Below are 22,021 nucleotides of genomic sequence, written 5' to 3'. Positions count from 1 at the left end.
GCGCGGGAATGACGTTAAGTCTGGGCCAGCAGCTCGGCGCACCTGGCCAGCGCCAGCCGCAGTTCGCGCATCTTGGGCGGCTTGCTCAGCACCTGGTCGACGTGCACCGGCGCCTCGCCGCTGTCGGGGATCAGGCGCTGGCCCCAGCCGGTCAGCAGCACCACCGGCGTGGCCGGCGCCACCCGCTTGACCGTCTCGGCCACCTTGCGGCCGTCGACATAGGGCATGCCGAGGTCGGTGATCACCACCGCGTAGCCGTGCCCCGCCTGCTCGGCCGCGCAGAACAGGTCGATGCCGGCCTGGCCGCCGTCGGCCTTGGTGACCTGGTGGCCGTCCAGGCTCAGGATGTTCTCCAGCGACGCCAGCACCGTCGGGTCGTCGTCCACCACCAGGATGCGCAGGCCCGGCCCGGCCTCCTGCGCCGGCGCCGCGAGCGAGCCGCCGGCCGACGCCGACGCCACCGGGAAATACATCCTGACCGCCGTGCCGTGCTCCAGCCGCGACTCGATGGCGATGCTGGCGGAGTGGCGCTCGATCATGCCGTACACCGTGGCCAGGCCGAGGCCGGTGCCGCGCTCGCCCTTGGTGGTGAAGAAGGGCTCCAGGCAGCGCCGCTGGGTGGCCTCGTCCATGCCGGTGCCGTTGTCGGCCACCTCCACCAGCACATACGGCCCGGAGCCGTCGTCCAGGCGCTCGACGTGGCTGGTGCGCAGGGTCACGGCGCCGCCTTCCGGCAGGGCGTCGACGGCGTTGAAGATCAGGTTGGTCAAGGCTTCGCGGATCTCGCCCTCGACGCCGAGGATGGGCGGCAGCTCCGCTCCCAGCTCCTGGCGCATCTCGATCACGATGCCGCGCTGCTGCGGCATGTCCGACCAGCGCGCGCGGGTCAGGTCGACCACGTGCTGCACCATCAGGTTGACGTTGACGGTGCTGTGGGTCAGCTGCGGTTCGCGCTGGCGGTAGAACTCGCGCATGCGCGCCACGGTGGCGGCCACGTCGTCGATGGCGCGCTCGATCACCTGCAGGCAGGCGCGGCCGTTCTCGCTCAGGCCGCGCTCGGTCTCCAGCAGCGACTCGGCGTACAGGCCGATCGGCGAGATGGCGTTGTTGATGTCGTGCGCGATGCCGCTGGCCATCTGGCCCAGCGCGCGCAGGCGTTCCTGCTTGGTCACCTGCACCTGGCTCTGGTGCAGGTCGTCGTAGGCCTGCTGCAGCGCGCCGTACAGCCTGGCCTGGTTGGCGGCCAGCGCCACGTGCTCGCTGAGCTGGCGCAGGAATTCGCAGTCGGTGCTGGAGAAGGCGTCGGTGCGGGCGCGCGCCACGATCAGCACGCCGAACACCGTGCTTTCGGCCAGCAGCGGCGCCAGCACCAGCGAGCACATGCCCACCTTGGCCAGCCGCCGCGGGAAGGGGAAGTCGACCGCGCGGATGTCGGGCTCGTACACCAGCTGCCCGCGCACGCAGCGCGACAGGCCGTTCTGGTCGATCTCGATGCGGGCCGCCTCCCCCATCGCCATCGCCTCGGACAGCTGGTAGCTCTGCATACCGACGCAGCTGACCGACAGCTGGGCGCCGTCGTACAGGCAGATGGCGCCGAAGTCGATGGGCAGCTGGTCCTCCAGGCAGCGCAGCACCACCTGGAAGATGCTGGGCAGGTCCTGCCGCTCGCCGATCGAGCGGGTGATCTGGTGCAGCAGACTCATGCGCGCCAGCTGGGCCACCACCCTGCGCTCGGCCGCCAGCCGCTCCGACACCTCGGTCTGCAGCGCCACGTTGGCGTGGATCAGCTCGTCGCGCGAGACGGTGGTCTGGCGCAGCCGCTGCACCATGCCGTCGAAGGAGCGCGCCAGGTTGCCGATCTCGTCGTCGGAGCGCACGTCCAGCACCACGTCCAGGCTGCCCGTGCCGACCACCTTGGTGGCCTGGTGCAGGCGCGACAGCGGCTTGCTCACGCTGCGGATGGTCAGGCCCATGGCGCCGATCACCACCAGCAGCACCAGCCCGCCCAGCACGGCGCCGGCCGTCACCAGGTCGGACTGGGCCGACAGCATGTTGGCGCGGCTGATGCGGGCCAGGTCCTCGGCGTCGGACATCATGGCCTGGGCCCGGTTCATCATCAGGCCCGACAGCCTGGCCTCCAGCTCCAGCAGGATCAGGCGCCGCTCCGGCGTGCGCTGGAATTCCGCCTGCAGCCCCTGCAGCTCGTTGAACAGGCCCAGCAGCGACTGCTGGCGCTCGCGCACGTCGCGCAGCAGCGCCAGCTCGGCCTCGTCCGCGAAGCTGCCGTCGTCGGCGATCATGCGCTGCAGCGACTGGTGCCGGTGCAGCCATTGCGCCCGGGTGCGGCTCTGGTGCTGCTGCACGTATTCCAGCGACAGGTAGCGCAGCGCCGCCGCGCCGCGCAGCACGTCGCCGGTCACCTCCGCCTTGGCGATCTCGTGCCGCATCTGCTGGGTGGTGCGGGCGAACACCGCCGCCATGATCGCCAGCAGCACGATGCAAATGATTTGCGCCAGCTTGAGGCGGGTGGAAATTTTCACGCGGGGGCCCCTAGTAGATGATCGTCACCTCGTTCGGGCTCACCGACTTGAGCCCGTCGAGGTAGATGTAGTCGAGGAAGTTGGGCACTTCGCGGGCCGTCGTCAGCCCGCCCTTGATGGCCCAGCGCGACTGGTCCTCCAGCACCAGCAGCAGGCTCTGGTCCAGCTCCAGGCCGAAATGGTGGGCCGGCCAGGCTGCCAGCATGGCGCTGGCGCCGCTGGCCGAGAGCTTGGGGAAGAAGGCCACGCCGGCGGCCGGATGCTCGCGGCAGAAGCGCTCGCCCTGCTCCAGCGCCTGCAGCAGCCGCAGCACGGTCTGCGGGTGCTGCCCGATGTAGCGCGACAGCGTCACCATGTTGTAGATGCTCTCGTAGACGTCGGCCCCGGCGAAGCGGATGGCGTTGGCGCCCAGGCTTTCCTCGGCCGCGCCCAGGAAGGGATCCCAGCCGCTGACGGCGTCCACCTTGCCGTCGGTGATGGCCTGCTGCAGGCCGTCGGGCGGATAGTTCACCAGCTGCACGTCGTGGGTGTCGAGCCGCTGGCGGTTGAGGAACACCTCCAGCGTGAAGTGACCCGAGGTGCCCAGCGTGACGCCGATGCGTTTGCCCTTGAGGTCGGCCGGGCGGGCGATGCCGCGATCGCGCCGCGCCACCAGTCCATGGTCGCGCCCGGTGCGGAAGATGGTGCTGATCACCTGGATGGGCGTGCCCTCCATGGCGAAAAACATGATGGGGATGTCGGCCACCGTGGCCAGGTCGGCGCGGTTGGAGGTGACCGCCTCCAGCGCCTGGCGGCCGTTGGTGTAGGGTTGCAGCGTGACCGCCAGCCGGTGCGCGGCGAAATAGCCCTCGGCCTGGGCCGCCATCACCGGGCAGGCCCCCACGTAGTCGGTGTTGGTGGCGATCACCAGCGCGCTCGGCGGCGGCGCCGGCGCGGCCACCGGCCGCCATGCCAGCCACGTGACAACGCCGGCCAGCACCACCGTCACGACCAGGACCGGCAGCCAGCGGGCGGCGAGGTGCAAACGCTTCATACGGTCTCCCGGCTAAGCCTGCTTTTTTCTGTGGAGGGCGCGGCCACGGCGTTCAATTGGCCTGCTGGCTCGGCACGCGCGCGCCCGGCATCGCGGCCGCCGCGCCCTGCAGCGGCAGCTCGATGCGGAAGGTGCTGCCCTCGCCGGGCGTGCTTTCCACGCTGATGGTGCCGCGCATGGCCTCGACCAGGCGCTTGCTGATGGTCAGGCCCAGGCCCGTGCCCTCCTCGTTGCTCTCGTCGCGTCCGGCGCGGCCGAAGGGCACGAAGATCGCCTGCAGCTGCTCGGGGCTGAGGCCGATGCCGCTGTCGCTGACCGCGACCCAGCCGTAGCCGCTGCGCGAGAGCCCGCAGCTGACCGTGACGCTGCCGTGCACATGGTTGTACTTGATCGCGTTGGACAGCAGGTTCACCAGGATCTGCTTGAGCCGCATGCGGTCCACGCACAGCTCGAGCGTGCAGTCGGCCGGCATGACCAGGGCGATCAGGCGCTTCTCGGCCAGCGGCGCGACGATGGCCTGCACCTCGCGCAGCACCTCGTCAAGCAACACCGCGCCCAGCATCAGCGACACCTTGCCGGCCTCGATCTTGGACAGGTCCAGCATCTCGTTGACCAGCTGCAGCAGGTGGCGCCCGGACGAGACGATGTTGTGGCAGAAGCGCTGGCGTTCGCCCTCGGCCTTGGGGAATTTGTCGCTGGCCAGGATCTGCGCGAAGCCCAGGATGCTGTTGAGCGGCGTGCGCAGCTCGTGGCTCATGTTCGACAGGAAGGCCGACTTCTCGCGGTTGGTGCGCTCGGCCTCCTTGCGGGCGGTCTCGAGGAACAGGTTGACCCGGCCCAGCTCCTCGACGCGGTCGCGCAGGGCCGCCTCCAGCCGCAGGTTCTGGGTGCGCAGCCGGCGCGAGTCCAGCGCGCGCGCCAGCACCGGCAGCAGGGTCGCGGCCTTGAACGGCTTGATGATGTAGTCCACCGCGCCGATCTTCATGGCCTTGACGGCGGTATCGACCGTGCCCTCGCCGGTCATGATGATGCAGGCGATGCCGGGGTCGAGCGCCCTGGCCGCCTCGATCAGGACCAGGCCGTTCATGCCGGGCATGATCATGTCGGTCAGCAGCAGGTCGAAGGCGTGGTCGCGCAGGTGGGCCAGCGCCAGTTCGCCGGTGGCGAAGCCGACGGCGTCGAAGTCGTGTTGCCCCAGGATGTCGCACAGCGCCTTCAGATGGGCAGCCTGATCGTCCACGACCATGATACGCGAACGCGGGACAAGCTCAGACATGGTGCCTCCTGGAACCGTTGATGGCTGAGGCAATTATGCCTACTTTACCGCGCGGAAATCTCACCAATTCTATCTCCTAGCTGTCGACCTCCGTCCCGTCCGCCCGCGGCGGCCGGCCGAACATCATCTTCTGGTAGCGGAAGGCGTCGCGGATGTTTTCACGCATCGCCAGGTCGTCCCATGGCTTGGTGTAGAAGCGGTAGATCTCACCGCGGTTGATGGCGTTGAGCACCGCGTCGAGCTCGGTGTAGCCCGACAGGATGATGCGTATCGTCGACGGGTACATCTGCTTCACACGGCTGAGGAACTCGGTGCCGTTCATGCCGGGCATGCGCTGGTCGCTGATCACCACCTGCACCTGGCGGCTGGCAAGCAGATCGAAAGCCTCCTCGGCGGTGTTGGCGCTCAGGATGCGGTAGCCGTCCGGACGCAGCAGGCGCGCCAGCGCGGAGCGGATGCTGGGTTCGTCGTCCAGCAGCAACAGCGTGGGTTGCTGGCCGGGCGTTTCCTCGACCGGCAGGGCCAGCGCGCGCTCGGTGCGCAACAGCTCGCCGAAGTCCGGCGCCGGCAGGGGCTTGCTGAACAGATAGCCCTGCATTTCGTCGCACTGGTGGCGCCGCAGATAGGCCAGCTGGGCCTCGGTCTCGACGCCCTCGGCGATGACCTTGAAGCCCAGGCTCTGGCCCAGCGCGATGACCGAGCGCACGATGGCCGCCACCTTGGGCTCGGTCAGCATCTCGCGCACGAAGGACTGGTCGATCTTCAGGAAGTCGACCGGGAACAGCTTCAGGTAGGCCAGGCTGGAGTAGCCGGTGCCGAAGTCGTCGATCGACAGCGCGATGCCCATCTGCTTGAGGCCGCGCACCACCGCCACCGCGCCCTCGACGTTGTGCATCACCAGGCTCTCGGTCAGCTCCAGCTCCAGGTAACGCGCGTCGAGCCCGCTGTCGGACAGCGCGGCCTGCACCTCGCGGCTCAGCGCCGGATCGCGGAACTGGCGCGCCGACACATTGACCGCCACCCGCAGCGGCGTCAGGCCGGCCTGCTGCCACTGCATGTTCTGGAAACAGGCGGTGCGCATCACCCAGCGCCCGATCGCCACGATCAGGCCGGTCTCCTCGGCCACGCCGATGAAGCGCGCCGGCGACACCATGCCCAGGGTCGGATGGCGCCAGCGCAGCAGCGCCTCCATGCCGACCACGGCGCCGCTGCGCAGGTCGACCTTGGGCTGGTAGTGCAGGCTGAGCTCGTCGCGCGCCAGCGCGTGCCGCAGCTCGGCCTCGATCATGGCGCGCTCGGTGATGCGGCTGTGCATGGCCGCCTCGTAGAACTGCAGCTGGTTGCGGCCGCCCTCCTTGGCGCGGTACATGGCGATGTCGGCGTGCTTGAGCAGCTGCTGCGGCTCGCCGCCGTCCAGCGGGTAGACGCTGGCGCCGATGCTGCAGGTGACGGTCAGGACCTGGCCGGCGATGGTGAGCGGCGCGGCCACCGTCTCCTGCACCTGCTGCAACACGGCCGAGGCCGGGGACTCCGGCGAGTCCGACAGCAGCAGCAGGAACTCGTCGCCGCCCAGGCGGGCCACGGTGTCGCTGTCGGCCAGGCAGGCGCGCAGGCGGATGCCGACCGCGCACAGCAGCTCGTCGCCGGCCTGGTGGCCCATGCAGTCGTTGACCAGCTTGAAATTGTCCAGGTCGATGAACACCACCCACAGGTGATGGCCGTAGCGCTCGGCGTAGCTGATGGCCTGCGCCAGGCGGTCGCCGAACAGCGCCCGGTTCGGCAGGCCGGTGAGCGGATCGTGGTTGGCCTGGTGCTCCAGCTGCACCTGGTAGTTGATCGACTCGGTCATGTCGGTCAGCACGCACACGTGGTGGCTGGGCGGGCCGGCCGGCGCCGGCACCGGCGCCACATGCAGCCGCACCCACAGCAGGTGGCCGTCGCGATGGACGATGTGCAGCATCATCGTCACCTCGTGCACGCCGCTCAGGGCCTCGCGCAGGGCCTCGCGCTCGCCGCTTTCCTGCTCCAGCAGGCGGTCCAGCCGGCGCCCCGCCGCCTCGGCCTCGGCATAGCCGAACAGCCGCGTGAAGGCCGGATTGGTGTAGTCGACCAGGTCGCCGCCGGGGCCGTGGGCGGTGATCACCACCGCGTTGTCGCTGGCCTCGAGCGCGCGGCCGCGCAGCTGCAGGGTCTGCTCGGCCTGCTTGCGGTCGGTGATGTCCTCGATCGTGCCCAGCACGCCGATGATGTTGCCGTGCTGGTCGTGGAACGGCAGCTTGTTGATCAGGTACCAGTGCAGGCGGCCGTCCTGGCGCACCAGCTGGTCCTCGTCGTTGAAGCGGGCCCGCCCGGTGGCAACGATGGCGCGGTCGTCGGCGCGGATGGCGTCGGCGTTGTGGCGCCAGGGGAAATCGTCGTCGGTCTTGCCCACCACCTCCTCGATCGCGCGCAGGCCGGCGGCGGCCGCAAACACGGTGTTGCAGCCGCAGTAGCGGCCGTCCAGGTCCTTCCAGAAGATCTGGTGCGGGATGTGGTCGATCACCAGCTGCTTGAGCTCGCGCGAGGCGTACAGCTCGGCCTCCATGCGCAACTGCTCGGTGACGTCGTGCGCCATCACGAAGCGCGCCTGGTGGCCGGCGATGATCAGCGAATGCGAGGAAATCCTCACCTCGATGCGGCTGCCGTCCGCCCTGACGTGGGTCCAGCCGCCGGCCAGCTCGGCGCCCCGCAGCGGCGCCGCGGCCAGGTTGCGCTCCAGCGCCGCCAGCTGGTCGGGCGGGCGGATGTCCTTGATCGTCATCTGCAGGAACTGCGCCTCCGTGTAGCCGTAGTGCGTCACGGCGGCGGCGTTGACCATCAGGAAGCGCAGCGTCTGCAGATCGTAGATCCACATCGGCTGCGGATGGTGCTCGAACAGGCGCTTGAAGCGCAGCAGCGATTCATACACGTCGTAATCGTTGAGGTCGTAGGCCATGCACAGGAAGCGCGCCGGCCGCTGCTCCGTTGCAGGTTGCAACTCGATCGTCTGGGTTACCGGATGGAAGCTGCCATCGGCGCCCAGCAATTCCAGTTCGCCATGCCAGTAGCCGCTCGCGCGCGCGGCCGCCAGCGCGGCGTCCTGCAACAGTGTGGCCGCCCAGCCGGTGTACAGGCGCGCCGCCGGCTCGCCCAGCTTGTAAGCACCCAGCTGCTGGCGGCAGTACAGATTCATGGCCGACACCCTGCCGTCCAGCCCGACCGTGAAGACAAAATACGGACAGTGGTCGAAGCAGGTTTGCGGATCGATGGCGTCACCGTTGACACGCTGTCGGACAACGACAGCCGGCGCTATCGGCTGTTCCGTGATGGCGGGTGAACGTGGATCAATTTGCATGGGCAGACAGGCGGCATGGCGCGGCAGTACATCGTGAGTTCATCTTAACAGATGCAAACGATGCGCAGCGCGCCATATTGACGCCGGGCCATGTTGCCGCGCGCGCAGATGGGAGGCGGCCGTTGGCGCCCACCCCGATTGCGAAAACCGTCAAGCGAGAGAATGAAATTGAGGCAGACGCGGCTTGCGCGCGCCGCCGCCGCGTTCCCGGATTGACATGCTGTATATTCCCCCACAAACTTGCATGATGCATAAGACCCCGATGAGCTCCGCCTTCCGTATCCATCGCTGGCTGGCGGCCGGCCTGCTATGTGCCGGCCTCGGCCTGTCGGCCGGGTGCGCCGCCGCCGAACACCTGGTGATCGACTACGTGGTGTCCAACAGTCCGCAGCGCAGCGCGCTGCTGGGCATCATCGACCAGTTTACCGCCGCCTATCCCGACATCCAGGTCGAAGCCCGCGGCTACCCGCAGGAGCAATACAAGCGGGATTTCACCGCGCGCCTGAGCACCAGCCGCGCCGACCTGGCCTTCTGGTACGCGGGCGAACGCCTGGGCGACGCCGCCCGGGGCAAGTTACTGTCCCCCCTCGGTGGCGAGCTGGTCGCGCTGCTGAAGAAAAAGAAATTCTCCGCCGCCGCCATCGATGGCACGCGCGTCGGTGGCGAGGTCTATGGCTTTCCGCTGTACCACTATGTCTGGGGCTTCTTGTACCGCAAGTCGCTGTTCGAGCGGCTCGGCCTGCGGCCGCCGCTCAACTGGAGCGAGTTCCTGCAGACCTGCGAACGCCTGCAGGCGGCGGGCGTGACGCCGCTGGCCGTGGGCGCCCGCAGCGGCTGGCCGGCCGCCGCCTGGTTCGACTATCTCAACCTGCGCATCAACGGCATCGACTTCCACCGCAAGCTGCTGCGCGGCGAGGTCAGCTTCGGCGACGCGCAGGTGCGCCAGGTGTTCGACGTCTGGGGCGATTTGCTGCGCAAGGGCTACTTCCTGGCGGCGACGATGGAGCAGGAAGCGGACCGCGTGCCGCCCTACCTGTACCACGATCAGGTGGGCATGGTGCTGATGGCGAGCTTTGCCGCCGCCAAGTTTCCGGCGGCGCTGGCGGCCGACATGGGCTTCTTCGCCTTCCCCAGCTACACGCCCGGCCTGCCCGCGTACGAGGAAGCGCCGCTCGATGTGCTGGTCCTGCCGGCGCGCGGCGTCAACCCGCGCGCCCGCGATCGCTTCCTGGCCTTCCTCGCGGAGAGCGGCGCGCTGCGCCGGATCGCCGACGCCGACCAGACCTTTTCGGCCCAGGCCGACCCCGACGCGCCGCCCACCCTGCTGGGCGACGCCACCAACGAGATCCTGGCGCGCGCCGCCGGCCTGACCTTCTTCTTCGACCGCGACGCCAGGGCGGAACTGGTCGCGCCCACCTATGACGGACTGCGCCGGTTCCTCAAGCCGCCCCATGACACCGAGCAGGTGGTGCGCTACATCGAGCGCTCGCGCCGGCAGCTCCGGGCGCCGGCGCGCCGCCCCTAGGCGCGGCAGCGGCCGCCCGGCTGGCTGGCCGGGCACGGCCCCAGGCAGCGCAGCTCAGTGCGCCGCCGTCCGCAGCTGCCGCAGCATCGCTTCCAGCTCGGACGCCGGCACCGGCCGGGAAAAATAATAGCCCTGCATCAGGTCGCAGTTGGCCTGGCGCAGGAACTCCACCTGCTGCGCGTTCTCCACGCCCTCCGCCACCACCGACAGGCCCAGGCTGTGCGCCAGCGCGATGATGGCGATGGCGATCGCCGCGCCGTCGCCCGGCACGTCGCTGACGAAGCTGCGGTCGATCTTGAGCTGGTCGATCGGGAAGCGCTTCAGGTAGGCCATCGACGAATAGCCGGTGCCGAAATCGTCGATCGACAGGTGGATGCCGGCCGCCTGGATGCGCTGCATCAGCGCCAGGTTGGCCTCGACGTTTTCCATCATCGCGCTCTCGGTCAGCTCCAGCTCCAGCAGGTGGGCCGGCAGCCCGGTCTCGGCCAGCAGGGCCTCGATCTCGTCCATCAGGTCCTTGTCGCGGGTCTGATGCGCCGACAGGTTGACGGCCATGTGGGCGATGCCCTCGAGCAGGCCCTCGCGCTGCCATTGCGCGGCCTGGCGGCAGGCGGTCTGCAGCACCCAGCGGCCCAGCGGCACGATCACGCCGCTGTCCTCGGCCACCGGGATGAACTCGGCCGGGCTGACCGGCCCCAGCTCCGGACAGGTCCAGCGCGCCAGCACCTCGAAGCCGATCATGCGGCCGCTGCGGGTGTCGATCTGCGGCTGGTAGTGCAGCGTCAGCTCGTCGTTGTCCAGCGCGCGCCGCAGCTGGGCCTCCAGCGTCAGGCGCTTGCGCGCGCGCAGCGTCATCTCGTGGTGGAACACCTGGCTGGCGTTCTTGCCCAGATGCTTGGCGTGGTACATCGCCGTGTCGGCGCCGCGCATCAGCGACTCGGCGTTATCGCCGTGCGCCGGATAGGTGGCCACGCCGATGCTGGTGCTCACGTGCAGCTGATGGCCCTCGAGGCAGAACGGCGGCGCCAGCGCGCGCAGGATCTTGTCGGCCACACCGGCCGTGACGCCGGCCGCGTCGTCGGCCTCGACGACGACCACGAACTCGTCGCCGCCGACGCGGCAGATCAGGTCCTGCGGGCGCAGGGTCTCGCGCAGGCGCTGGGCCACCAGCTGCAGCAGCAGGTCGCCGCAGGTGTGGCCCAGCGTGTCGTTGACCACCTTGAAGTTGTCCAGGTCAAGCAGCAGCAGGCCGACCGCCGTGTGCTGCCGGTCGGCCCGGCCCAGGCTGGCGTCCAGGCCCACGTTGAAGGCGTTACGGTTCGGCAGCGCCGTCACCGGATCGACGTGGGCCAGGTAGTGCAGATGGCGCTCGGCCGCCAGCACCGCGGCGCGCATGCGCGCCACCAGCAGCCAGGCCAGCGCCATCGACGCCAGCGCCACCGCCAGCGTGTAGGCGGCAAACACGGCCAGGCGGCGGTACAGCGGCATCAGCGTCGCCCGCAGCACCACGCTGCCGATCGCCGCGCCGTTGGCGCGCACCGGCTCGAGCACCTCGAGCGCGTCGGCGGAAAACACCTGGCGCCCGGTCTGCAGGGCGTCGTTGATGGTGGGCAGGGCGCCGCCGGCGCGCCGGTAGCTGGCCAGCGGCACGCTGCGCGGATCGAGGATGGCGGCGCTCTCGACCACCGGCGACAGGGCCAGCCCGGCCAGCGTTTCGGCGGCGGCGCGCTGGTCCTCGAACATCAGCGCGGCGCTGCTGTTGCTGCCGACGATGCGGGCCTGGACCTGGACGTCGTCGAGCAGCGCGGCGCGCAGCGCCACGTACTGGAACAGCACCAGCAGCAAGGCCGCCACGCCGAGCGCGGCGCCGGCCACCAGCAGGATGCTGCGCGCGACCGTGCTGCCGAGCGGCGCCGCTTCCGCGCCCGCTCCCGCCGCCACCGGCAGCGCGGGCGTCATTGCACGCTCCTGGCCAGGCGCAGCAGCTTGGAGCTCAGCACCATGCGCGCGGCGCGCAGGGCGCCGAGGTCGGCGTCGAAGACCACGCGCTTGTCGTCCATGAACAGCGCCAGCATCACGCCGGCGCGGGCGAGCTGGCGGTCGTCGGCCACGGTCAGCACGCTGGCGCCGCCGGCGGCCAGCTCGTGGCGCAGTTGCGGCCAGGCGTCGCGGTCCTGGCGGTCCAGCACCAGCACGTGGCAGTTGCGCGGCGCCGCGCCGGTGGCCAGCGCGCGCACCTCCAGCCGGTGGCCGTTGACGTTCTTGTCGCGCAGGTCCTGCAGCGCCGCCAGCAGCGCGTTGCCGCTGTACGCGCACAGCACCAGCGGGCTGGCCGCCGGCAGCGCCTCGGCCGGCCATTCGGCAAACACCGCGAAGTTGAACACGAAGGCCGCCTTGAGCTGGTATTCCGGCACCGCGCTTTGAGCGCACGCGGCACCGCTCCAGCCGCCCAGCAGCAAGGCCAGCGGCAAGGCGGAAAACCACACGGCGAGGGAGCGCACCGTCGGCATCTTAGTAGTCCAGTGTCAGTTTCAACTGCAGCCGCCGGCCGTCCTGCCGGATCGCGTCCTGCAGATGCTCCACCGAAGCGGGATCGGCATAGCGGCGGTCGAACAGGTTGTAGGCGGTCAGCGCCAGGTCGGCGTGGCGCGACAGGCGCTGCGAATACAGATTCAGGTTGGCCAGCAGGTAGGCGCCGGTGCTGCCGCCCTGGATCATGCTGCGCCGGCCGACGTACTGGGCCTCGGCGCCGGCGCGCCAGCTGCCGTACAGCGGCAGCGTCAGGTTCAGTTTGGCCAGCTGCCCGGGCGTGTTGACGTTGCCGCCGTCGCCGCCGGCGCCGTCCTGGCGCGTGTGCTGCCAGCTGTAGCTGGCCTTCAGGCGCGTCGCGTTGCTCCAGTTTTGCTCGTATTCGAGTTCCACGCCGCGCGCCACGGCGCGGCCGGAATTGACGAACATCGGCAAGCCGCCATTGTCGCGCTGCGTGATCAGCGCCGACACCACGTTGCGGAACACCGAGACCGTCGCGCGGCGGTTGCCGGGCAGCTGGCGCACCAGCGCCAGCTCGGCGCTGCCGATGCGCTCGCGGCCCAGCGCGGGATTGCCCAACTGGCCGCCGTCGCCGGGCACGCTGTAATACAGCTCGTAGCTGTTGGGTGCGCGGTAGGCGCTGCCGTACAGGGCCTTGACGGTGGTCTCGGCGTTCCACTGCTGCACCAGCGCCAGGCGCGGGCTGAGCACGCCGCCGGTGGACACGTGGCGGTCGTAGCGCAGGCCGGCGTTGAGCAGCAGCGCCGGCGTCAGCGCCACCTGGTCCTGCAGGTACAGGCCGTAGCGGTTGCCGTCGTGGTTTTCGTTCAGGTACTGCCAATAGGGCTCGACGTCGAAGTTGAGCATCCGCTGGCGATAGTCGTCCTCGAAGGACAGGCCGGCCAGCAGCTTGTGCTCGCCCACGTTGGCCAGCAGCGACAGCTCCGCGCCGCACCAGCGGCTGGCGAAGACGTCGCGGTTGAGGGTGGCGTTGTCGTTGTCCGTGGCGTAGTAGCCGAGCGAGCCGTATTCGCCCCAGTAGGCGCGCGCGTTCAACTCGAGCTGCGGCGACAGCGTCGCGCGGTACGCCAGGTCGACGTAGTTCTGCGTGTCGACCGTGCGCGAGCGCGGATCGTCGAAGCGCTGGCTGAACGAAGCGGTCGGCACGCCCTTGTCGCGCTCGGCATGGATCAGGGTGGCGGTGTAGTCGCCGTGGATGGCCTTGGCGAACAGGCGGTGGCCGCTTTCATAATCGAGGCCGCGCGCCCAGCCGTCGCTGACGCCGTCCTGCGCGTAGGCGGCGTAGAACTGGTCGCGGCCGTCGGTCTTGTAACGGCTGGCCGCCAGCAGCCAGTCGGTGCCGAAGCTGTCGGTCCAGGCCTGGCTGGCGTGGCCGCGGCGGGCGCCGTCCTGGCCGCCCGACAGCGTGGCGGTGCCGCCGTCCATGTCGCGCGGGCGGCGCGTGATGACGTTGATCACGCCAAAAAAGGCGTTGGCGCCGTACACCGACGAACCGGGACCGGGCACGTATTCGATGCGCTCGACCAGCTCCAGGTCGAGCGGGAATTCGCCGCCCATCGGCCCCGAATCGAACACCACGTCGTTGATGCGGTTGCCGTCGATCTGCAACAGGAAGCGGGTGTTGTAGTCGCCCGGCCGCAGGAAGCCGCGCGCGCCCATGTAGGAATAGTTGCGGTCGTAGCTGGCGTAGACGCCGCGCACGCTGCGCAGCGCGTCGGCCAGCGTGCGCCAGCCATAGGCGCGGATGTCGGCAGCCGTGATCACGGTGACGCTGGACGGCGCCTCGCTGGCGCGCTGGACGAACTTCGACGCGCTGTACACCTCCAGCGACATCAGCTGCTCCAGCGGCAGCGCGGTCAGGTCCTGCGCGCCGTCGTCGGCCAGTGCGGCGCCCGCTTGGAGCGCGAGGATGCCGCAGAGGATGGGAATGCGAAGCGGGACAGGTCGCCGTTGCTTAATCTTTGCCATATACCGCTCGATAATTGCTCTAATAAAACATGTTCGCAGGTTGAGGCCCGCTTGTACAGTCGCTAGGGACGACGGCGATGATGCGTTGGCGTTTCCGCAACAATACAGCGCTGCCCTGCGGCCGATAGATGTTTCTCTTGACATGTGCCCCGACACCCCTACCCCTACCTAAAACAATATAGCTGAGTGCAAAAGTCTTATTGGAAGTCATAGGTGCAAATCGCCTAAGATGAAACTTGGCAGTTTCATCAGAAAAATGGCCCCGGCCGCAGCTTGGCCGCCAGCCCGGAGACAACCTCTTAATCGTGAGCACAGCATGAGCACTTTTTCAACCCTGGACATTACTGTCTTTCTTGTTTATTTCGTCATGGTGGCGGGCTACGGCCTATGGGTGTACCGGCGCAAGCAAGCCGGTTCCGGCCTCGCCTCGCATGACTACTTCCTGGCCGAAGGCTCGCTGACCTGGTGGGCCATCGGCGCCTCGCTGATCGCCTCCAACATCTCGGCCGAGCAATTCATCGGCATGAGCGGCTCCGGCTTCCGCATCGGCATGGCCGTGGCCGTCTATGAACTGATGGCAGCCGCCACGCTGGTGATCGTGGCCGTGTTCTTCATGCCGGTCTACCTCAAGAACCGCATCTACACGATGCCGCAGTTCCTCGAACAGCGCTACGGCAAGGCGGTCGCCACCACCATGGCACTGTTCTGGCTGGGCCTGTACGTGGTGGTCAACCTGACCTCGATCCTGTACCTGGGCGCGCTGGCCATCAGCAGCCTGTCGGGCATCGCCCTGCTGCCATGCATGCTGTTCCTGGCCGTGTTCGCCGCCATCATCACCCTGGGCGGCATGAAGGTGATCGGCTACACCGACGTGGTGCAGGTCACCTGCCTGGTGGTCGGCGGCCTGGTCACGACCTGGCTGGCGCTCGACATGGTGGCTGCGCTGAGCAGCAAGCACGGCGCGCTGCAAGGCTTCTCCGAGCTGTACAACAGCGCCCGCGGCCACTTCGACATGGTCCTCAAGCGCGACAACCCGAACTATATGGACCTGCCGGGCCTGTCGGTACTGCTGGGCGGCATGTGGATCGTCAACCTGAACTACTGGGGCTGCAACCAGTACATCACCCAGCGCGCACTGGGCGCCGACCTGCCGACCGCCCGCAAGGGCCTGCTGTTCGCGGCCTTCCTCAAGCTGCTGATGCCGGTCATCGTGGTGCTGCCTGGTATCGCCGCTTACGCGCTGGACAAGTCCGGCGCGCTGGGCGACGCCATGAAGGTCGGCGGCGAAGTCAATCCCGACCGCGCCTACCCTATCCTGCTGGGCCTGCTGCCATCGGGCTTGAAAGGCATCGCCTTCGCCGCGCTGACCGCCGCCGTGGTCGCTTCGCTGGCCGGCAAGGCCAACAGCATCGCCACCATCTTCACGCTCGACATCTACAAGAAGGCCTTCAACAAGGAAGCCAGCGAACAACGCATGGTATGGATCGGCCGCGTCAGCGTGGTCGTGGCCATGGCGCTGGCCGTGCTGATCGCGCCGATGCTGGGCATCGACAAGAAAGGCGGCTTCCAGTACATCCAGGAATACACCGGCTTTGTCTCGCCAGGCATCCTGGCCATGTTCCTGCTGGGCTTCTTCTGGAAAAAGACCACCTCCGGCGCGGCCATGTTCGCCACCCTGGGCGGCCTGGCCGGTTCGATCCTGCTGAAGTTCCTGCCGACCATGATGGACCTGTCCTTCCTGGCACCGATCGGCTTCTCCAAGGACAACGGCAGCGGCGTGTTCGAGATTCCTTTCCTCGACCGCATGTTCATCGTGTTCTGGGTGGTCGTGGCCGGCATGGTCGTGATGAGCAAGATGGCCGACGTCAAGCGCGACAGCTCGAAGCAAATGCACATCGACACCTCGCTGTTCCGCGTCGACGGCGCCTTCGCGCTGGGTTCGGCCGTGATCGGCATCGCACTGACGACAATCTACAGCCTCTGGTGGTAACAAGGGCAGTGAAATAAAAAGCCCCGTGTGGCCTTGCGACGATCTTGAGCGTCGCATGCGCACACGGGGCTTTTTTTTTGGTTCTTCGCGGACTTCCGCGAAACTAGCTAGCGCGACGGCGGCGCGCGACGCCGATCACCGCCAGGCCGAGTGCCAGCATCGACAGGCTGGTAGGTTCCGGTACCGCGGCGGCCAGCGTGAAATCATCCATCACGAACCCGCCCTTGTCGCGCGTGATGCTCAGGCGCGAGACGCCGGTGAAGTTCGCCGCCACCCAGCTGTACGTGCCGCTGATGGCGACGTGATCGGTGGTGCCGATGACCTTGTTGGCGGCGTCATACGCGGTGATATCGATCCACGTCGCCTTGCCGCCGTTGGTGGCCGGCGTGGCGAACCACGCGCCCGAGAAATCGAACGCGGTGGTGCTGCTGACGCCCAGGTTGTTGGCCTGACCGTTGACCAGGAACTGGTTGCCGGAGTGCGCCGCGTTGGCATAGCCGGTCTGGCTGGTGTCAAACACAAACCAGTTCTTATCCCAGGTGAACCCGGCGTACGGATTGGGCACGCTGGCCCGCGTTTTCGCGAGGTTGTCGAAGGTGACCACGCCCGCGTGGCTTTGGGTCGCCAGCAGCAGTCCGCCGGCAAGTAATGCGATCAGTGTCTTTTTCATGTTTCTTCCTTATTATTTGCAAACGTCGCCGGTGACGGTCGGGATGGCGGCGCCGGCCACGACGAAGCCGAAACTGGCCGAGGCGCCGGGGGCGATGTACGCGTTCCAGCCCACGTCCGAGGCCGAGTAGCTCGGGCTGTTGCCGGTCAGGTTGGCGTTCCACAGGCTCTGCACCACCGAGTTATCGCTATAGGTCCAGTTCACCGTCCAGCCGTTGACGGGCTGGGTGCCGTTGTTCTTGATCGAGATGTTGGCGATGTAGCCGCCCGGCCACGACGCCGTGACGTCGTAGCGGCAATCATTGGCCGGGCCGGCGTGCACCGGCGGCGCCGCCGTCACCGGCGTGGCCACCACCTCGCCCAGCGCCGTCGACTGGCCATAGGCGACGCCGCGGCCGTTGGTGCTGAAGTAGACCTGGCCGTAGATGTTCATGTCGCCGGTCACGATGCGGGAGCCACCGTATTGGTGCGCGTCGTCGTTCAGGCGCACCCAGGTCGCGCCGGCGTCGGTCGAGCGCATCATGCCGTTCACGCTGCCCACTGTGCCGAACATGTAGACGGTCGGGTAGTTGCTGTCCGGGGCCGCCTTGCCGAAGCCGACCGCGCTGCACTCGTTGACGGTGCCGATCTTGGTGAAGGTCGCGCCGCCATCGGTCGAGCGGGTCAGGCCGCGGCTGTTCAGGCAAACCCAGATGTCGCCCTCATGCCCTGGGGCGACGCGGATCATGTCCGAGCCGCTGGCCGGCAGCGTGCCCTTGAGCGCGAAGGAGACGCCGCCGTCCGTGCTGGCCATCAGCTTGCCGCTGGTGTCATAGGCGTAGAACTTGTTGACGTTGACCGGGTCCGCCACCACGCGGGCGTTGTTGATGGCCAAGTCAGTGACCGGCGTCCAGCTGGCGCCATTGTTGGTCGAGCGGTAGGTGGTGGTGGAGTTCTCCGGGCTGTGCAGGAGCACCAGGCCGTTGGCCGACAGCGCGACGGTGCCGCGCGAATTGTTGAGCGAGGGCGCCTTGCTCCAGGTGGCGCCGCCGTCGCCGCTGGTATACAGTGCGCTGCCGATGCGCGCCATGTAGCGGCCGTCCTGCGCGGCGATGGCCAGGCCGGTGGTCGAGCCCATGGACGGAGAGTGCCGCACGCCGTATTGCGACGGGTCGGCTTGGATGAAGCCGTCATAGTCGCCGATCACCGTCACCAGCGGGCCGTTGGGCACGCTCTGGATGTCGTAGGCGCCGGTCTCCTCCACCCCCTTGACCGCGAAGCCCCAGGTGCCGGTTTGGGCGTCGATGTTGGTGGTGCGGAAGATGCCATTGCCCGAGCTCACCCACACGGTCTTGGTGTCGAACGGATCGAACTCCAGTGAGCCGGCCCAGTGGATCGAGGTGTCCGCGGCGTAGGGCACGCCCATGGGGTCGATCTGGAAGCCGCGCTGCACCACGTTGGTCCAGTGGCGGCCGGCGTCGGTGGTGGTGAAGATCTGGTCGCCGTAGCTCTTGCCCTGGCTCCAATAGGTGTTGGTGGTCGACAGCGCCAGGTGCTTGGGATTGGCAGGATCGATCGTGATGCCGGCGTACGGGTGGTCATATTCGGACGGGGTGATGTTGGTCCAGTTGCCGCCCGCCGCGTCGTATTCCCAGACTTGGCCGGTACTCATCGGTTCACCGTCGGCCCCATGCGGACCGGCGCCGTTGGCGTAGGTGATGTACAGCATGCCGTCCGGCGACAGCACGGCGCGCTGCGGCATCAGGCCGGTGGGACCACCCTCGACCGGCTCGAAGGTCTGGCCGGCGTCATAGCTGAAATACAGGTTGGGGCCGACCGAGTCGAAGCGCGACACACCGACGAACATACGCTGCGCCATGCCCTGGTCCACGCTGGTGGGGTCGAGCAGCACGAAGCTGATGCCATTCTGGTTGGGAGTGGTGGTGACGTCCAGGCCGTCGAGCCGGCTCCAGCTGGCGCCGGCGTCGGTGCTGCGGAACAGGCCGTTGTCGCGGCTGCCGGCGTACAGCACATCGCCATTGCCCGGATCAACCTGCAGCTTCTCGCCGTTGCCGCGGCCCATGCCGTTGCCATGGATGTGGAACTGGCTGGTGACCTCGGTCTGGGCGAAGGTCTTGCCGTAGTCGCTGGAGCGCAATATCACGGATTTGCCGCCGCTCAGGTAGCTGGTGCCCGCCATGATGTAGACCTTGGCGGCGTTGTGCGGGTCGACCGCCAGCGATTCGGCGCCCATCAGGCCGGTGTCGGCGGTGCCGACCCAGTCGTTCAGCGCGATCCAGCGCGTATGGGCCGCGTCCCAGCGGTAGGCGCCGCCGACGTCGGTGCGCGCGTAGATGATGCCACGCTCGGTCTTGCTGGGCACCAGACCGGAGACATAGCCGCCGCCCCCCATGGCCACCACGTCCCAGTGATAGTTTTCCGCGATGGCGGCCGATTGCATCCCGAACGCCGACACCAGCAGCGCCAACAATGGTTTTATTCTCATAATTGTCTGTCCCTTATTTTTATGCTCGCGCAAGCTGCGCGTAGGGACATTGTGCAAATTACACGGCGTTACTTCAATTATGATATCTACCGGAGCGGCACATGAAATTGTCGTAAACATGGCCGGCCAGTCTCGCGCGGCACGGTGGCGCCGGCGAGATGGCCATCAATGGCGTGCTTTTATCGCACGGCGCTTAGCGGGAAGCCTTGCGCAGCGGCTTGCCGTTCACGTCGTAGACGGCGGCCTCCAGGTGAACCACGGTGCTGACGGCCTTGCCGTCCGCAGCGCTGCTCGCCAGGATCAGCTTGTAATCGCCCTTGGCGACTTTCCAGGTCTTCGATGCCGAGTCATACATCGCCAGCAAGCGCGGATCGACGGTCACGGAAGCCTGCACGCCGGCACCCGGCTGTACCTCGACCTTCTGGAAGCCGGCCAGACGCTTCGGCGCTTCCCAGCGGGCGGTCAGCGGCGACACGTAGACCTGGGCCACCTGCTTGCCCGTCACCTTGCCGGTGTTCTTCACCGTGAACGAAGCGCTCACGACGCCATCCTTGACGCTGGCGGCCAGGTCCGAGAAGGCGAACTCGGTGTAGGACAGGCCATGGCCGAACGGGAACAGCGGCGTCAGGCCCTTCAGGTCGAACCACTTGTAGCCGACCGCGGCGCCTTCGCTGTAGTTGACATCGAAGCGGCGTTCCGCCTCGGGGTAACCGTCCACCGCCGGACGCGGCAATTGCGATTCCGACGCCGGGAAGGTCGCCGGCAAACGGCCCGACGGATTGACCTCGCCGACCAGCACGCCGGCAATCGCCTCGCCGCCGCTGGTGCCCGGATACCAGGCCTCCAGCACGGCCGACACTTTCGGCAGCCACGGCATGGTCACCGGACCGCCGGTTTCCAGCACCACGACGGTATTGGCGTTGGCCTCGGCCACGGTGGCGATCAGCTCGTCCTGTTTATCGGTCAGCGACAGATTCGGCATATCGAAGCCCTCGCCCGCCCACTGGGTCGCGAACACCAGCACCACATCGCTCTCGCGCGCCAGCTTGGCGGCGGCGGCGCGGTCGCTGCCGTCCGCGTAAGCCACCGTCGCCGACGGCAGCCGGGCCTGGATAGCTTTCAACGGCGACGACGGATACACCATGACCGGGCCCGGCCAGGTCTTCGGCATCAACTCCGGCGCCGCGTTGCCGCCGACCGGATACACCAGCGACGAACCGCCGCCGGCCAGCACGCCACGGTCGGCATAACCGCCGATCACCGCGATTTTCTTGGCCGAACGGCTCAGCGGCAAGGTGCCGGCGCTGTTTTTCAGCAGCACCATGCCCTCCTGCGCATCCTTGCGCGACACGGCCGCGTGCGCGGTGAAGTCGATCGTTTCAGGCTTCGGCGCCACCGGATGGTCCACCACGCCATGCTCGAACATCGCGTGCAGGATGCGGCGCACCATATCGTCCAGGCGCGCCTGCGGCACCCAGCCATTCAACACGGCTTCCTTCAACGGCGGGCCGAAGTAATCGGCGAGGTCGAACGGCATGCCGGATTGCTGGTCCAGCCCGGCGTTGGCGGCCGGGATCGTGCTGTGCGTCGCGCCCCAGTCCGACATCACCCAGCCCTTGAAGCCCCAGTCCTTCTTCAGCACCTCGCTCAACAGATAGCTGTTTTCGCACGCATAGATGCCATTGACGCGGTTGTACGAGCACATCACCGAGCCGGGATTGCCCTCCTCGTTCGCGATCTGCAAGGCCAGCAGGTCCGACATGCGGGCCGAACGGTCGTCGATCTTGACGTTGAGCGTGGTGCGGCTGGTTTCCTGGTCGTTCAGGGCGAAGTGCTTGAGCGTGGACACAATGCGGTTCGACTGGATGCCCTTGATCTGCGCGCCGACGATCTTGCCGGCCAGCAGAGGATCTTCGCCCGCGTATTCGAAGTTGCGGCCGTTGCGCGGCTCGCGCATCAGGTTGACACCGCCGGCCAGCAGCACGTTGAAGCCATAAGCGCGCGCTTCCGCGCCAATCATGGCGCCGCCCGCATAGGCGGTGTTCAGGTCCCAGGTGGCGGCCGTGTTCAGGCCCGACGGCAGCGCCGTGCCCGGCCGCGCATCCGGGCCGGCCTGGCTGGCCACGCCCACGCCGGCGTCGGTTTCCCACAGATTGGGGATGCCAAGGCGCGGCACGCCATAGATGAAGCCGGCCGACTGCTTGTGCGACGGCGCCGGCCGCGTGGTCTTCTTCGATTCCATGTCGGCGCCCAGGTAGCCGTAGACCAGCTTGAGCTTCTCGTCCAGGGTCATCGCCGCAACCGCCAGGCGGGCGCGTTCCTCCGCGCCCAGTTGGGCGTTCATCCAGGGCTGGGATGCGGGGGCGGCGGTCTCGCCGACGGCGCCGGTTTGCGCGCCGACGCTACCGCAGCAAAGCACCACGGCAGCCGACAGCAGGCTGATTTTTGTCTTCAATTTCATTTATCTCCATCACTTTCTGAACTGTTTGCGGGCGATTGTGCCCGCAGCGCGCAGACCGGGCAATTACGAAAATGACCAAGCGCCGGAACAATATTCCGCAACGCCTTCTTGTTGTCAGAATAATCCCAAGGTAATATACGGTATACGATTT

At 67.8% G+C, this 22,021-nt stretch carries 12 protein-coding genes; 2 read left to right on the top strand and 10 right to left on the bottom strand.

From position 1 onward, the window contains the following. Positions 1-14 precede the first annotated feature (14 nt). The 4 genes from ACEN9O_RS20010 to ACEN9O_RS19995 all read right to left on the bottom strand — a co-directional run bounded on the left by ACEN9O_RS20010 (position 15) and on the right by ACEN9O_RS19995 (position 8,222). A complete protein-coding gene (locus ACEN9O_RS20010) occupies positions 15-2,540 on the bottom strand; it encodes an ATP-binding protein (protein ID WP_495613566.1) in 2,526 nt (841 codons plus the stop codon). Between the two features lie 10 nt (positions 2,541-2,550). Continuing rightward, entirely contained in the window at positions 2,551-3,573 is a 1,023-nt protein-coding gene (locus ACEN9O_RS20005; RefSeq protein WP_495613565.1) for an ABC transporter substrate-binding protein, read from the bottom strand. Positions 3,574-3,625: 52 nt separating this feature from the next. Next, positions 3,626-4,849 carry a sensor histidine kinase gene (locus ACEN9O_RS20000; RefSeq protein WP_495613564.1) on the bottom strand — a complete coding sequence of 408 codons (1,224 nt, stop codon included), beginning with the start codon at positions 4,847-4,849 and terminating at the stop codon, positions 3,626-3,628. A 76-nt stretch (positions 4,850-4,925) separates the two neighbouring features. Continuing rightward, on the bottom strand, positions 4,926-8,222 hold the full coding sequence (locus ACEN9O_RS19995; RefSeq protein ID WP_495613563.1) for an EAL domain-containing protein: 3,297 nt from the start codon (positions 8,220-8,222) through the stop codon (positions 4,926-4,928). A 244-nt stretch (positions 8,223-8,466) separates the two neighbouring features. On the opposite strand from ACEN9O_RS19995, the gene ACEN9O_RS19990 reads away from it, so the two are divergent. Further along, the gene (locus ACEN9O_RS19990; protein WP_495613562.1) at positions 8,467-9,747 is read left to right on the top strand and encodes an ABC transporter substrate-binding protein; all 1,281 of its coding nucleotides are present in this window, start codon (positions 8,467-8,469) and stop codon (positions 9,745-9,747) included. 54 nt (positions 9,748-9,801) lie between these two features. On the opposite strand, the gene ACEN9O_RS19985 is transcribed toward ACEN9O_RS19990, so the two are convergent. Genes ACEN9O_RS19985 through ACEN9O_RS19975 form a run of 3 tightly spaced genes read right to left on the bottom strand, consistent with a single transcriptional unit; the run spans position 9,802 to position 14,265 of the window. After that, a complete protein-coding gene (locus tag ACEN9O_RS19985; protein WP_495613561.1) occupies positions 9,802-11,706 on the bottom strand; it encodes a putative bifunctional diguanylate cyclase/phosphodiesterase in 1,905 nt (634 codons plus the stop codon). Next, positions 11,703-12,257: a YfiR family protein gene (locus tag ACEN9O_RS19980; protein WP_495613560.1), complete on the bottom strand. Its 555-nt coding sequence runs from the start codon at positions 12,255-12,257 to the stop codon at positions 11,703-11,705. Before ACEN9O_RS19980 ends, ACEN9O_RS19985 begins: the two co-directional genes overlap by 4 nt. Before the next feature lies 1 nt (position 12,258). Then, positions 12,259-14,265 (bottom strand): TonB-dependent receptor plug domain-containing protein, encoded by a 2,007-nt coding sequence (locus ACEN9O_RS19975; RefSeq protein WP_495613559.1) that lies wholly within the window; start codon positions 14,263-14,265, stop codon positions 12,259-12,261. A 316-nt stretch (positions 14,266-14,581) separates the two neighbouring features. Here ACEN9O_RS19975 and ACEN9O_RS19970 point away from each other — a divergent pair, with 316 nt between their 5' ends. Next, positions 14,582-16,255 carry a sodium:solute symporter family transporter gene (locus ACEN9O_RS19970; RefSeq protein ID WP_495613558.1) on the top strand — a complete coding sequence of 558 codons (1,674 nt, stop codon included), beginning with the start codon at positions 14,582-14,584 and terminating at the stop codon, positions 16,253-16,255. Between the two features lie 103 nt (positions 16,256-16,358). Here ACEN9O_RS19970 and ACEN9O_RS19965 read toward each other — a convergent pair whose 3' ends face one another. The 3 genes from ACEN9O_RS19965 to ACEN9O_RS19955 all read right to left on the bottom strand — a co-directional run bounded on the left by ACEN9O_RS19965 (position 16,359) and on the right by ACEN9O_RS19955 (position 21,870). Continuing rightward, complete coding sequence (locus ACEN9O_RS19965) at positions 16,359-16,925, bottom strand: PEP-CTERM sorting domain-containing protein (protein WP_495613557.1); 567 nt, start codon at positions 16,923-16,925, stop codon at positions 16,359-16,361. Positions 16,926-16,937: 12 nt separating this feature from the next. Then, the gene (locus tag ACEN9O_RS19960) at positions 16,938-19,409 is read right to left on the bottom strand and encodes a cellulose binding domain-containing protein (protein WP_495613556.1); all 2,472 of its coding nucleotides are present in this window, start codon (positions 19,407-19,409) and stop codon (positions 16,938-16,940) included. A 193-nt stretch (positions 19,410-19,602) separates the two neighbouring features. After that, on the bottom strand, positions 19,603-21,870 hold the full coding sequence (locus ACEN9O_RS19955; protein WP_495613555.1) for a glycoside hydrolase family 3 C-terminal domain-containing protein: 2,268 nt from the start codon (positions 21,868-21,870) through the stop codon (positions 19,603-19,605). Positions 21,871-22,021: the final 151 nt, after the last annotated feature.

Source organism: Duganella sp. Dugasp78, assembly GCF_059491455.1.
Note: the sequence above shows the minus strand (reverse complement) of the source record. Positions and strands in the feature narration are given on the sequence as shown.

What these genes read in the sequence shown, in the direction of transcription:
- ACEN9O_RS19970 (WP_495613558.1), top strand. Translation starts at nt 14,582, where the DNA reads ATGAGCACTTTTTCAACCCTGGACATTACTGTCTTTCTTGTTTATTTC.
- ACEN9O_RS19965 (WP_495613557.1), bottom strand. Translation starts at nt 16,925, where the DNA reads ATGAAAAAGACACTGATCGCATTACTTGCCGGCGGACTGCTGCTGGCG.
- ACEN9O_RS19980 (WP_495613560.1), bottom strand. Translation starts at nt 12,257, where the DNA reads ATGCCGACGGTGCGCTCCCTCGCCGTGTGGTTTTCCGCCTTGCCGCTG.
- ACEN9O_RS19955 (WP_495613555.1), bottom strand. Translation starts at nt 21,870, where the DNA reads ATGAAATTGAAGACAAAAATCAGCCTGCTGTCGGCTGCCGTGGTGCTT.
- ACEN9O_RS19985 (WP_495613561.1), bottom strand. Translation starts at nt 11,706, where the DNA reads ATGACGCCCGCGCTGCCGGTGGCGGCGGGAGCGGGCGCGGAAGCGGCG.
- ACEN9O_RS20005 (WP_495613565.1), bottom strand. Translation starts at nt 3,573, where the DNA reads ATGAAGCGTTTGCACCTCGCCGCCCGCTGGCTGCCGGTCCTGGTCGTG.
- ACEN9O_RS19975 (WP_495613559.1), bottom strand. Translation starts at nt 14,265, where the DNA reads ATGGCAAAGATTAAGCAACGGCGACCTGTCCCGCTTCGCATTCCCATC.
- ACEN9O_RS19990 (WP_495613562.1), top strand. Translation starts at nt 8,467, where the DNA reads ATGATGCATAAGACCCCGATGAGCTCCGCCTTCCGTATCCATCGCTGG.
- ACEN9O_RS19960 (WP_495613556.1), bottom strand. Translation starts at nt 19,409, where the DNA reads ATGAGAATAAAACCATTGTTGGCGCTGCTGGTGTCGGCGTTCGGGATG.
- ACEN9O_RS19995 (WP_495613563.1), bottom strand. Translation starts at nt 8,222, where the DNA reads ATGCAAATTGATCCACGTTCACCCGCCATCACGGAACAGCCGATAGCG.
- ACEN9O_RS20000 (WP_495613564.1), bottom strand. Translation starts at nt 4,849, where the DNA reads ATGTCTGAGCTTGTCCCGCGTTCGCGTATCATGGTCGTGGACGATCAG.